Raw genomic sequence first — 12,661 nt, 5'->3', positions numbered from 1 at the left:
TGATGGATTATTATTTGAATGTTATTGAACTTCTTTTAAAATCTCAGTATTGATCTCTTCATGTGTCATATTCCAATACTTATCTTGTATTTTTTCTAGTTCATCTTTATCGAAAAATAGTTTAGCAGCTTTACCTATGTCTAAGATATTACTATGTCTTAAGTATTTATGATTTAGATAGTAATGCATTACCAGTTGGAAATCTTCAATATTTATTTTACGACGTAGAAAGAAATTTTTATCTATAGTTCTAGGATGGTAAAAATAGTAAGCTCTAACCGACCAGGTAATAATGTTTCTTACTTGTTCACGACTAAATCCGTATTCTACAATATCATAGCCTTCTATAGGGATCCACTTTTCATAATTTTCGTATTTTTGAATAAATTCAAACCAATCATGGTATAGATATATATGCCCACAATTTTTATAGTCATCAGTTAAAATAGGTTCACCTTGATAGTTAGTAACCAGCATATAGCCACTCATCTTAATAAACTCAGTATTTGCAGTTCGAGATAAGTATTGGAAGCCAATGAAATGCCTAGAAATAACAGCGTCCGAACCGATAACAATTTTCTTACCGTCAATATATTTATGTACCCCAAATAAAAAAGAAGCAATTGGAACTATTAATGCCAACCATTTATAAGAAGATGGTTGCAGGAAAATAAATCTAAAAATTGTAAATATATCAATATTTAAAAATAAAGCTGATATGAAATTAATTAACAACAAAAATATGATTGGAGGGATTAATAAGAAGTAACCATACTTAAATACTAGAATTTCAAATTTTAGCTTAATTTTTGGAGTGATATTCATACGCCGATAGTTTATCTTTGAAATTGCTTTTAAAAATTTATTCCTGGGATTATAAACACCCTCTGCGGTATCTTTCTCTTTATCATGTTCAATCTTGTACTTTCTTTTTTGTTTAATCTTCATAACTTAATATAGACTCCTTTTCTATAAATAATTATATCATTACATATAAGACCATCACTAATAAAATAATTTTACTTTTAGATGTACCATACTGAAGAGACCCCTATATGTTGGATAAAAATATTCAGCATATGGGGGTCTTTTCAATGGTATATACAACATTAGTTTATTTTTAGAATAAATGTAAAGTAAAAAAATAATTAATGAGCCTGTGCCAATTCTTGTTTCAACATTGAATGAAAGTTTTCAATCAATGCATTGTCGTAATTTAAACCTTTAATATAGTGGGAATGACGTATCCCCTATAAGTCTAAGGTAACTTCAAATAGCTGACTAGTATATCGATTACAAATATCACTATGAATCAGAAAGATTGCGAGCTTTAGCTCGGTCTCTCTTCACTTTGATAATTGAATCTTTAAATTCTTTTGTATATTTTATCGATATATAAAAAGATCCTATGATTAAATAATACCGGATTTAAAAACTTTATCCTGAATTTAATCATAGGAGCAATTCACAAAAATATTCAGTTTTGCCAATTATTATAATGCATTCATATTATTTTTAAAACCATCCTAAAAATAGTTAAACCCCTTATACTCCTTATTTGTCAATTGTTTAGCCAACTTAGGCGTCCGGTAGCATTGATCTGTAACGTAGTAACCATCAAATGATATTGCGCTTAAAACAGCATGCCCTTCCAGGTGGTTATAGGTGTAAACAGCATATGGATTATATTCCTTCTTCCATAAAAATCGACCAACAACTAACTCACTAGCCCGATTACGGGTTATCGAACGATTTTTAGCTAGTTCAGCATATTCCCAATTCTTTTTATCCGCAACCTTTACATCATGTTTAGACAGATTGTTAATTTCATCAGCGTTATACGGTTTCAACATCGTATATACCCGTCGCTTGGTCTTGCTATCGTAAATATAGATCTTATTCTTAGTGATCTGATACCTTGTAATCCAATTTCCCCCTTAACATAGTTATACCAATTTCCCTGCATCCGTTTTGGGTATGTACTGATGTGTTCACCAAAAGATGTTTCATCATCACTAGCAGCTACTGAGTGGGTATTCATCCATCCCACCATCAGTGATAATCCTGCAACAATGAATAACAAACTTTTTCTTAAATTAATATTTTAATTGCTGAAGTTGATAAGGAAACAGATGATTTAATAGAATATGTCCATGCATAATTTCACTTTTTAGATGCGGGCCAATTCGCTCTATAAATTAATATAGTTCATAACGATTTAACTCGTTGTCAATATATGTTTAAAACGCACTTCTATGGGTTCATCTATGATCAACTAGTTAAGTTCATTTAATTGACTTTAATTCATGAGCCTACTAGCATTTAGTTAGTAAATATCAGGATAAGGGTGGAATTAACAATGAAAGCAATTGAATATAGTGAATATGGTAATAATTCAGTTTTAAAATTAGCAGACAAGGATACCCCCAGCCCTAATGAACATGAAGTCGTTATTGAAACCAGGGCAGTCAGCGTCAATCCAATGGATTGGAAGCTGATGATGGGTTACATGCAAAAGATGATGTCCTTACAATTTCCAGCTACGCCAGGAATCGATGTAACTGGGGTGGTTAAATCAGTTGGTTCAGCTGTTACTAAGTTCAAACCTGGTGATCGAGTGGTTTCATTCGTTAACAATTACAAGGGAACGCTTCAAGAAGAAACGGTTACTGAAGATAGTTTGACCGCTGCTCTTCCCGACGCAGTATCATTTGAAGATGGCGCCACGATTCCAGTGGCAGGTTTAACTGCTTACCAAGCACTATTTGATAAGCTTGACCTTCAATCTGGCGAACGGTTACTGATTCAAGGTGGAGCCGGAGCAGTTGGGATGTTTGCAATTCAATTCGCCAAAAATGCTGGTGCCAATGTAACTGTAACTGCTAGTCCTAGCCACAATAAGTTTATGAAGAGCTTAGGCGTTGATGAAGTAATTGATTATCATGAGGATAATGCATTTAAGGGCGTCGATAAATTCAACAAGATTCTAGATCTGATTGGTGGAAAGACGTTGGCAAATAGCTACTCATTGGTTAATGCTGGTGGTGCAATTGTTTCTACCAGTGGAGTTCCTGACCCAGATACTTGTAAGAATCTATCAATTAGCGGATCCTTCATTCAAACTGAAGTTAAGCCTGATCAATTAAGGACGATTGCAGAACAAATTGCTGATAATAAAATTAAGGTAGTAATTTCAAAGCAATATGATTTTAACTTAGACAATGTTAAAAAGGCGTTTGAAGAAAGCGAATCCGGACATGCAACGGGTAAAATCGTAATTACATTTTAACTAGCAATTAATTTGTAAGATAACTAATTCGAAAAAATACCAAAAGAGAGAAATGAGCTATTTTGACAGCTCACTTCTCTTTTATTTTTAAAATTAGATGGTGACAATTATTTAGATATTATGAATAATAACCATGCTGAAAAATCATTGGGAGAGACCCTCTATAATTATTAATCCAAAAGATTGCGAGCGTTAGCTCCGTCTCTCTTTATTTTGATAATTGATTCTTTAAATTATTTTGTATATTTTCTCGACATAGGAGCATATTATCTTTTTTGGAATATAACAAAGGCTACAGTATTTGTCGCAACTACTATCTTTTAGTCTTAGAATAAATTCTTTATTGTTTCTAACTGCTTCAACTGATTTATCGTTCATAAATTGATTTGATCGTTGTGTAAAAAATAAATATCTAAATCAATGAATTAAATTAAAAAAAATTAATAAAATATTGATTTTTTTTAATCATAATATTATTATTTATTTAATTCATACGTAATTTAGGAGGTTTTATAATGAAATTTAATTTTTCGAAGCGTGTTCCACAAAATGATGACGATGCAGTAGGCAGTATCTTAAAAGCAGCTGTTGATCCAAAGGTTATCTCATTAGCCGGCGGACTTCCTTCCCCCGACTTATTTCCTGTTAATGAGCTGAAAAAGGCAGCCGATGAAGTTTTCGATAATGACGGAAAGACCGCATTACAATACGGTATGGCTGCTGGTTATGAAAAATTAAGGGAACAAGTAGCTGAGATGACTAGAAAACGCGGCATTGAATGTAGCGCTGATGATGTTGTTATTACGACTGGATCTGAACAATCAATCGATTTAGTTGGTAAATTATTGGTTAATCCTGGCGATACCGTTTTAGTTGAAAAGCCAACATATTTATGTACCTTAGATGTTTTGAGGAGTTATGGTGCTAAATTGTTCGGAGTAGACATGGATGAACATGGTATGCGAATGGATGCATTAAAAAAGGCATTGGATGAGCATCCAGATGCCAAATTATTATATACGATTCCTAACTTTCAAAATCCCACTGGACGCACTATGCCAAACGCTAGAAGAGAAGAAATGGAAAAAATGCTGGCTGAACGTAACATTGTGGTTTTAGAAGATGATCCTTATGGAAAAGTAAGATATTCTGGCAAAGACCAATATCCAATTAAGCATTTTGATCATACTGGAAACGTTATTTATCAAAGTAGTTTTTCAAAATTCTTAGTTCCTGGCTTAAGATTAGGATGGATTGTTGCTGACCCTGCTTTTATAAAACGTTTAGTTCCAATGAAGCAATCAACTGATTTACATTCTGATAATTTATCTCAATATGTTGTTTCCAGATATTTAGCTGAAAATGACATTCAAAAACACGTGGATCAAATTTGTGCTCTTTATAAGAAACGTGCCGAAACAATGATGAAGGAACTGGATGAAAAGGCACCCAAGGGTGTTACTCATAGTAATCCTGAAGGTGGGATGTTCTTATGGGTCAAGGCTCCTGAATCGGTTAACACCGTTGATTTATTTAAAGAATGTATTAAACATCACGTTGCCTTTGTTCCTGGTGCACCGTTCTATCCAGGTAAAGTTACTCAAGGAACTTTTCGTTTGAACTTTTCAAATGCAGATTCAAAGACAATTAAAGTTGCAATCGATCGACTTTGTGATGCATTAAATGAATTTATGAAAGCAACACCGAAATAATTTATTAGTTACAATATAACTGTGTAATTCATTGATTTAAACTAATATCTAATTATTATTAAATATGCATAAAAGGATTGGTATTATGGCAAATTTATTATCTGGTGATTTTCTATACTATGCGAATGAATATGCAAAAATAAGGGACGGTGCTCTATGAAAATAGCTAAAAGTTATAAAAAAATAATTGGTCTGCTGATGTGTTCACAAGCGTTTTACTTATCCGCAATGAGTGTGGATATGACCATTACAGCTTTAGTTGGAATCGAATTGGCACCTAATAAACTTTATGCAACGGTGCCAATGGCATTGATTTCAATTTTAAGCGTAATCGTGGCGCCATGGATTCCAAAATTAGCATCCAAAATTGGTATCAAAACATTATTCGTTGTCGGTGGATTGATTGCTGCCTTAGGTGGAATGTCATCTTGGTACAGCGTTACCGCCCACTCATTTCTATTCCTCTGTATCGGAACCTCCTGTGTTGGAATTTATCAGGCGATTGCTAACTACTATCGTTATGTTGCATCCGACGTTTCACACGGAAATGAAATTCGCAGCATTTCTTTAATTTTATCTGCTGGGGTAGTTGCAGCCATTATAGGACCAATGCTTGCTACCTGGACAAGTCAAGCTATGCTCCCAATTTATTCAGGTGCTTATCTACTAGTTGGCTTTTTAGGGCTGTGTGCGATGCTGATCAATATCTGTTTACCAAGTCGAGAAGTAAATCAGACGCTAACTGATTCGTCAACAGCATCAAAGGATGATAGCGGTTTTCAGAAGAGAGTTAGCTTTTTAGCATTGTTAAAAAGAGCTTCATTTAGAAACGGTGGTTTAATCTGTCTGTGTAGCTGTTTTTCAATGGCTTTGATTATGTCTGGAGCCCCCATTTTTATGAAGAATGTCCTGCAAAGTTCTCCGGAACAACGAATGATGGGGATGCAATTACATATGATTGGAATGTATTTACCTGTTATCATGCTGTTATTCATGGCTAAGTACATTTCAACCAAGGTTCAAATTTTATTTGCATTTGGAATTGGAATGATTGCAGCACTCGTCAGTGCCTTCGATATTACACATGTGAAAGTAATGTTGACTTTGCTTTTGATTGGAGTTTTTTGGAGCTTTAGTTATGCTTCTGGAAGTGCACTGTTAACTAAATCGTATTCATCTGAAGAACGTCAATCTGCACGTGGAAAGGGTGAATTATTCCCAGTTCTTGGATTAGCATTAGGGAGTCTTTTAGCGGGTCCGTTTAACCAGTGGGTGACTTGGTCAGCTCAGATGGATTTCGTATTAATTTTTATTCTTTTAGTATTAGGATTAATTTTATTTGATTGGAAGAGAATATAAAAAGCTATGGCTGATGAAGTCATAGCTTTTTATGAGTAGAAAATCCTATTAATCGATTATATCATTGTAAGTAATGATATAATTTTAATCAAAGGAGCAACGTTCGAATCGTAATCGAATAGATATTTAAATTACTAAGTTTGAGTTAGATTACCAGTTGCTATCGCTGTAGGTATCATTACTATAATCATCATTGTTATAGTTGTATTGATCATAATTGTAATCATCGTTGTTAGAACTGTATTCATCATCATTATAATTATCATGGTTATGGTCATATTGATCATCATGGTTATGGTCGTATTGATCATCATTGTAATCATCATGGTTATGGTCGTATTGATCATCATTGTAATCATCGTGGTTATGGTTGTATTGATCATCATTGTAATCATCGTGGTTATGGTCGTATTGATCATCATTGTAATCATCGTGGTTAGAATCGTATTGATCATTATGCTCCTATGTCAATAACTTGGACTAATTTTATGTAGTTTTTACCAAGCTAATTCTTTCATTGTTGTACCACCTTACATACCAATCAATACTGGCGATTACTTCTTCGATACTTTCAAACTTTGTTTGAAAAACAAGTTTCCGTTCCAGCATTGAATAAAAATTCTCAATATAGGTATTATCGTAAGGATGCCCCTTCAATGAGTAAGAATGCTTAATATTCAACTTATTTAATAATTTTTCGAATTGATCACTAGTGTAATTACTACCCATATCACTGTGTAAGAAAACGGGTTTATCAGCGTTCTTAACTGCTGCTTGCATCTTTTTGGTCACTAATTCTGCTGTCATTTCACTTCCCACTTGATGAGCTAAAACCTGATGGTTATTGGGGTTATAAACACTAGCTAAATAGACCCATCTATGATTAGTTAATGGAATATAAGTCATATCTGCACACCATGCGGTGTGCCAATCCTTATTAACTAAGTTGGATCTTTGTTCATAATCGTTATGCATGGTTGGTTTATGATGATTTTTTATTCAATATAAATCATGCCCATGAAAAAATAATTAAATTTATAATAATAATATCAATTGACAAACTATAAATAATTAAATAAAATAACGATAATCTATATAATAGGAGTTGTTAAAATGAAAAAAATATATTTATGTTTAACAATGTTCATTGCAATGATTATTTTTGGTGTTACCTTCTCTCCAAATAAGACTGTTCATGCAGGTACAGCAGGTTTTCCACAAATGACCACACCATCATACCCATCTGAAAAGGGATACGGATACATATACTTTAACAATACTAAATTAGGCACTCCCGCTCAGGTTATTAAACAAGTCAATGATGCTGCCCCAAGAAATGAATCTGATCAAAGTAAAAATACTGGTTTTAACGTTGATTCAGATGGTAATTACTGGTATCAAAACTATGACTCAAATGAGAATAAGAGTAAAACACTATATGCAGTTAATCAATTAGACCTTAGTAAAAATAAACCTGTAGATGATTTAAAGTCCAATCCTAATTATAAGAAAATTGAAAAAGAAGCATCACTAGTTAGAAAATATCGAAAACAATTAAAGCAGTTAAAGAAAAACAAAGCTAGTAAGAAACAAATTAAACAAGTAACCCAGCGGTTAACTAAGGCACAGAAGGCATTAGCCGATTTACAATAATTTAAAAAAATCCGGTCAAATTTTAATTTGACTGGATTTTTTGCGTTTAATTCGATTTCTTCAAGTTAGCATCAACCTGTTTTTCATAATCAGCTTCTGGTTTCAATTCATTTGCATACCCATTAACCTCATCTTTTTGATCTTGGTTAACGTAATAATCTTGAACTAATCGATCAACTGTAACCGTCTTAGTTACCGTGTGCCCATCCGCAACAGTTTTGCCAATTACCCAATACTTATAGGTAACTAAGTTGCCGTCCCGTTTATAGTCAATGTATGACATCGGATCCCCATTCGAAGTTATGTAACTATATCCAGCAAGGTCACCAGCTTTTGAACTATTACTAGTAACCCCATAATATAGAACGCCTTCCTTCACACCATCCTTAAATGAATCAGGTTCCCACAATAAATTAACCATGGTTCCAATTACCTTATCGCTGATATTACTGTATTTGTTATTACTAGAACTGGATGAAGCCGTGCTACTATCAGCAGAAGAAGTAACACTGCTGGTGGCCACGCTACTACTATTGCTAGCAGACGAGCTAGCGGTACTGGTAGAACTGCTAGCTGAACTGGCAGCCTTTCCCTGGCTCCCCTTATTACCACAACCAACTAATAACAATGAACTTAATAGTAAAACCGTTCCACTCATAATCAAATTTCGTTTCATATGTAATGCCCCCACTAAAATATTTAATATTTCAATAGTTATGATATTACAAAATGATACCAATATCCAAAAAAATCATTATTTTTTCAATTCTTTTATATGCTAACCATATAACGAAATAATTATAGGTGGTAATGCAGTAATAAACTTCATCCTGCAAATTAGATCATGCAGTCCTTATTTATAATTTTAATTGTTAAAAAAAACTAATAGTAATATAATAAAGTTAATTAAAATTACATAGGAAGAAGTCTTATAGTTGAATAAATTTATAATTAAAATATTAACTTTAATTACTTTAACGGCATCTGGTATAGCAATATCAGAATTTTACAATTCTAATGTTGCTAAGGCATACAATTTCAATTTGAAGTATAATGAACTTTATACCGCTGGTGAGTATGCACTTCCAATGGATGAGTTGGACTCTAGCGCTGCTCCTTATTTTAGTTTTTATGGGGGTAAAGATAATGAGTCTGATAAAGGACCTGGTTATTTACAACCTATCAATAATGATGTTTATGAACTAACAGGTTGGAACGAATATCTTTTAATAAATAAAGAACCCTACAAAGAGCTTGCACATTATGATGTTTATTCTAATGGCAATACCAGAACAATACAGGAGTATCCATCTATTCCAGAGGGTGCTATGATGAGTGGAATTGTTGATATCTTTAACTATGCACCTAAAAATAATGAAAATCCGAATTTAAAACCAGTCCAAATTGTTGAATTTTCATTTGATATTAGAAATAAATCAACAGCTAAAGAGCTAAACCAAATTCATACAGTTCGTCAGTATGTAAAAAAATTATTAGCTCTTAAAAAAGCTGGAAAATCAATATCATCGGATGGTCAACTATTAATCGATCAAATGCATGAAGCGACAGTAGCTAAACTAATTCCATCGGATGGAACCAATTACGGTAAAGTATTAACATCAATCCCTTCCTATAAGATTACACCAAAGTTATTTAAATCACATTCGAAGTCAATTAAATAGTTATCGAAATTCAATAAGCAAACGTTAGCTAAAACTGTTATCAAAAAATCCAGTCAAATTAATTTGACTGGATTTTTGATTTTTATAAGCAATTAATTTTTATTGCTAAATGAAGTACGAAAGTTTAATCGGCAATTTATTAACCTTGGTTAAATAGCCTTTATATTTGTATCGACTACCATCATTAGTCCATAATGATAAATGGTTACTACCGTGCATAATAATTTTATAACTATTTGGATAACTCTTGATATTACTATTGTACCCAGACTTTAAGTAGTAGGTGCTACTTCCGACTTTCTTATACTTAGCATTCCAAAAACCACCAGTATAAGAACTACTTTGAATAAATTTTTTATTCTTATTATAAAGATAGTATACAGGATTGATTCCATTATTTTTGGTGTTCTTCTTGGTCCAAATCACAGCTTTATAATAAGCATATCCAGATGAATGATCAGTATCTTTTTGGAGGTTTCCTACCCATTTGCCAACTACCGCATTAGGTTGGCCATTATGCCAAGTGTCTGCATTAGCAGTTAAACTATGTACCCCCTCTACAGTAGCAAATAATGCTAACGTTGAAACAGTTGTTAATATAATTGATTTAAATTTCATTTTACATCCCCCTAAGTTTATAAATAAAACTAGCTTACCACATGTTGATATCCTACACGATCATTATTAAACGGTTCCGCTAAAGTAAACGGTGTTAAGGAACCAATAACCGTTAGTATTTTAATAATTTATTATATTTTTTCAACTTATTCACTACCGATCAATATAATGACAATTAAATTTTAGCACTAATTTTTACACAAAACAAAAACAAATCCAAACAGGCGTTAAAAGCCGCCAGGGCATGTTGGTTATCTCATTGTTGTAAAAAATTACATGCTGATCAATACTGGCGATTATTTCTATGCATTCAAACTTTTTTGAAATACTAGCTCAGTTGTCATTTCACAGCACACTTGATCAAAACTAAAAATCCAGCCAATATTTTAATTTGACTGGATTTTTTATGTTTAATTCGAATTATTAATGCTTTCCTGGATTTGTTTTTCATGATCAGCTTCCGATTTCAATTCGTTCGCATAACCATTAACCTCATCCTTTTGCCCTTGATTAACGTAATAGTCTTGAACCAACTGATCAACTGTAACTGTCTTAGTCACAGAGTGCCCATCTGCAACAGTTTGGCCACTTACCCAATATTTATATGTAACTAAGTTGCCATCCCGTTTATAGTAAATATATGACATTGGATCACCATTTGAAGTGATGTAGCTATATCCGGCAATACTCCCAGATTTTGCATTATTACTTTCAACCCCATAGTAAAGAACGCCATCTTTAACGCTACTCTTAAACGAATCTGGTTCCCACAATAAATTAACCATGGTTCCAATTACCTTGTCACTGATGTTACTATATTTATCATTATTTGAACTAGCTGATGCTGAGCTACTAGCAGCAGATGAGGTAACACTACTGGTAGCAGTGCTACTAGAACTAACAGAAGAACTGGAAGTACTAGTGGAACCACTCGATGAACTAGTAGCCCCCTTTCCCTGACTACTATTGCCACAACCCACTAACAACAAGGAACTTAATAACAACACAGTCCCACTTAAGATCAAATTTCTTTTCATCTTGAATTCCTCCATTATAATTATCAATCGAAAAAATAAAAAAATAATAAAATTGTTAACGTCTTTAGGATTAACTTATCTTAAAGGATCTGTAAGATATAGTTCCAGTAAAGATATTCTTTGGCGTTTTTGACTGATTTTAGTTGGTATGTATTTTTACCTAGCTTTTTATAAAACGCTTCCAATAACATCCCTTCAGCATCACCCCCCTGCAGCATCTCCAAATAGAATTTTTTTATTATTATGGACCTTAATTAAAATATTACCTCAATGAATCGATCTTATATTCATTTTCTGTCAAATTTAAAGGGTCTCTTCATCTAATCATTTGTAATAATTAGATTAGTTTATTTTGGTCTACCTAAAGACTAATCAGAGTCATTATCTAATCGAAAATATGATCACTATCCTTATTTGTTTTAAGGGCACTAAATAGTACACTTAATAATGCATATATTATTGTTGTAGGTGGAAAGAAGAGAGTGGCAATTAATATTAATAAATTAAGCGGGTAGTACATTTTACTTTTTAAGTATTTATAAGTTCTCATTTTATAAATTTTTTCGGGATGGCCATTTTCAGCCTCCAGTTCCTTAGCTATATTGGTGCTTAGGATATTAAATGTCAAACTCCAAAAGTTGAAAATCAATAAATAAAATATTTCAGGACCTGAATAATCAATGAATTTTCCGACCCAACTAGTTGCTAATGGTAAAAGTGACATTGAAAATAACCACAGATTATTTAACCAGTAAATTTTTTTAGTAATGCGTTTAGTTATAGAAATCATGTAATGGTTATCGTACCAAGCAGTACCAATAGAGATAAAGCTAGCAATATACGCTAAAAAATAAGGCGCTTGATCAACAATAGAAATTAGTTTTGGTGATGATGGGGTTTTGATTTCTAGGACCATGATCGTAACGATTATGGCAATAATAGCATCAGAAAAAGCTTCAAAACGAGATTTATTCATTTTAACTCTCCAATCTTTGCTCCTATGACTAAATAATGGCACAGAAAAGCCTACGATACTGTTAACTATTATTTAAGATAGAAATTTTTAATTTATCTAATGATTAAAAAAGATGTTCAAAACTAGCATTGTGAAGATGATAAAATCACAAATACTGAATTTAGAGCTCTTAAAAAGAAATTATCACAAGTCAAATAGGAACGTGATATTTTAAAAGCTGCGGTGATAATTATTGAAAAAATAAGTATTAATAAAATTAAAAATTATAATTTAAAGTTAATAGTTATGTAATTTTTATGGTTAAATAATATGTTAAAAATACTATTATGTCAATT

13 protein-coding genes are annotated in these 12,661 nt (G+C 32.5%); 6 read left to right on the top strand and 7 right to left on the bottom strand.

The window, feature by feature from the left end; translation table 11 throughout:
* Positions 1–21 precede the first annotated feature (21 nt).
* Together ACSVI6_RS07975 and ACSVI6_RS07970 are read right to left on the bottom strand one after the other, a co-directional pair.
* Entirely contained in the window at positions 22–948 is a 927-nt protein-coding gene (locus ACSVI6_RS07975) for a hypothetical protein (protein ID WP_491721064.1), read from the bottom strand.
* Positions 949–1,526: 578 nt separating this feature from the next.
* Complete coding sequence (locus tag ACSVI6_RS07970; RefSeq protein ID WP_491721063.1) at positions 1,527–1,850, bottom strand: hypothetical protein; 324 nt, start codon at positions 1,848–1,850, stop codon at positions 1,527–1,529.
* Positions 1,851–2,359: 509 nt separating this feature from the next.
* Here ACSVI6_RS07970 and ACSVI6_RS07965 point away from each other — a divergent pair.
* The 4 genes from ACSVI6_RS07965 (at position 2,360) to ACSVI6_RS07950 (ending at position 6,834) form a co-directional block, all read left to right on the top strand.
* Positions 2,360–3,289, top strand: coding sequence for an NADP-dependent oxidoreductase (locus ACSVI6_RS07965; RefSeq protein ID WP_491721062.1), 930 nt, complete (start codon positions 2,360–2,362; stop codon positions 3,287–3,289).
* Between the two features lie 515 nt (positions 3,290–3,804).
* On the top strand, positions 3,805–5,001 hold the full coding sequence (locus ACSVI6_RS07960) for an aminotransferase-like domain-containing protein (RefSeq protein ID WP_491721061.1): 1,197 nt from the start codon (positions 3,805–3,807) through the stop codon (positions 4,999–5,001).
* Positions 5,002–5,157: 156 nt separating this feature from the next.
* Entirely contained in the window at positions 5,158–6,360 is a 1,203-nt protein-coding gene (locus tag ACSVI6_RS07955) for an MFS transporter (protein WP_491721060.1), read from the top strand.
* A 207-nt stretch (positions 6,361–6,567) separates the two neighbouring features.
* Positions 6,568–6,834, top strand: coding sequence for a hypothetical protein (locus tag ACSVI6_RS07950; protein WP_491721059.1), 267 nt, complete (start codon positions 6,568–6,570; stop codon positions 6,832–6,834).
* A gap of 12 nt (positions 6,835–6,846) precedes the next feature.
* Here the strand turns inward: ACSVI6_RS07950 and ACSVI6_RS07945 are convergent, their stop codons facing one another.
* Entirely contained in the window at positions 6,847–7,335 is a 489-nt protein-coding gene (locus tag ACSVI6_RS07945; RefSeq protein ID WP_491721058.1) for a DDE-type integrase/transposase/recombinase, read from the bottom strand.
* A 138-nt stretch (positions 7,336–7,473) separates the two neighbouring features.
* Between ACSVI6_RS07945 and ACSVI6_RS07940 the strand changes: the two genes are divergently transcribed.
* Positions 7,474–8,013, top strand: a complete 540-nt coding sequence (locus ACSVI6_RS07940) for a hypothetical protein (protein ID WP_491717604.1) — start codon at positions 7,474–7,476, stop codon at positions 8,011–8,013.
* A gap of 46 nt (positions 8,014–8,059) precedes the next feature.
* Here ACSVI6_RS07940 and ACSVI6_RS07935 read toward each other — a convergent pair whose 3' ends face one another.
* Positions 8,060–8,689, bottom strand: a complete 630-nt coding sequence (locus ACSVI6_RS07935; RefSeq protein WP_491717603.1) for an Lreu_0056 family protein — start codon at positions 8,687–8,689, stop codon at positions 8,060–8,062.
* Positions 8,690–8,948: 259 nt separating this feature from the next.
* Here ACSVI6_RS07935 and ACSVI6_RS07930 point away from each other — a divergent pair, with 259 nt between their 5' ends.
* Positions 8,949–9,695, top strand: coding sequence for a hypothetical protein (locus tag ACSVI6_RS07930; protein ID WP_491721057.1), 747 nt, complete (start codon positions 8,949–8,951; stop codon positions 9,693–9,695).
* A gap of 105 nt (positions 9,696–9,800) precedes the next feature.
* Here ACSVI6_RS07930 and ACSVI6_RS07925 read toward each other — a convergent pair whose 3' ends face one another.
* The 3 genes from ACSVI6_RS07925 to ACSVI6_RS07915 form a co-directional block, all read right to left on the bottom strand.
* Entirely contained in the window at positions 9,801–10,313 is a 513-nt protein-coding gene (locus tag ACSVI6_RS07925; RefSeq protein ID WP_491721056.1) for a hypothetical protein, read from the bottom strand.
* Positions 10,314–10,723: 410 nt separating this feature from the next.
* Positions 10,724–11,350 (bottom strand): Lreu_0056 family protein, encoded by a 627-nt coding sequence (locus tag ACSVI6_RS07920; RefSeq protein ID WP_491717600.1) that lies wholly within the window; start codon positions 11,348–11,350, stop codon positions 10,724–10,726.
* 385 nt (positions 11,351–11,735) lie between these two features.
* Entirely contained in the window at positions 11,736–12,326 is a 591-nt protein-coding gene (locus ACSVI6_RS07915; protein ID WP_491721055.1) for a TMEM175 family protein, read from the bottom strand.
* Positions 12,327–12,661: the final 335 nt, after the last annotated feature.

The sequence above is a fragment of the Nicoliella sp. ESL1106 genome, from assembly GCF_058509965.1.
This window is presented reverse-complemented; position numbering and strand designations above follow the sequence as displayed.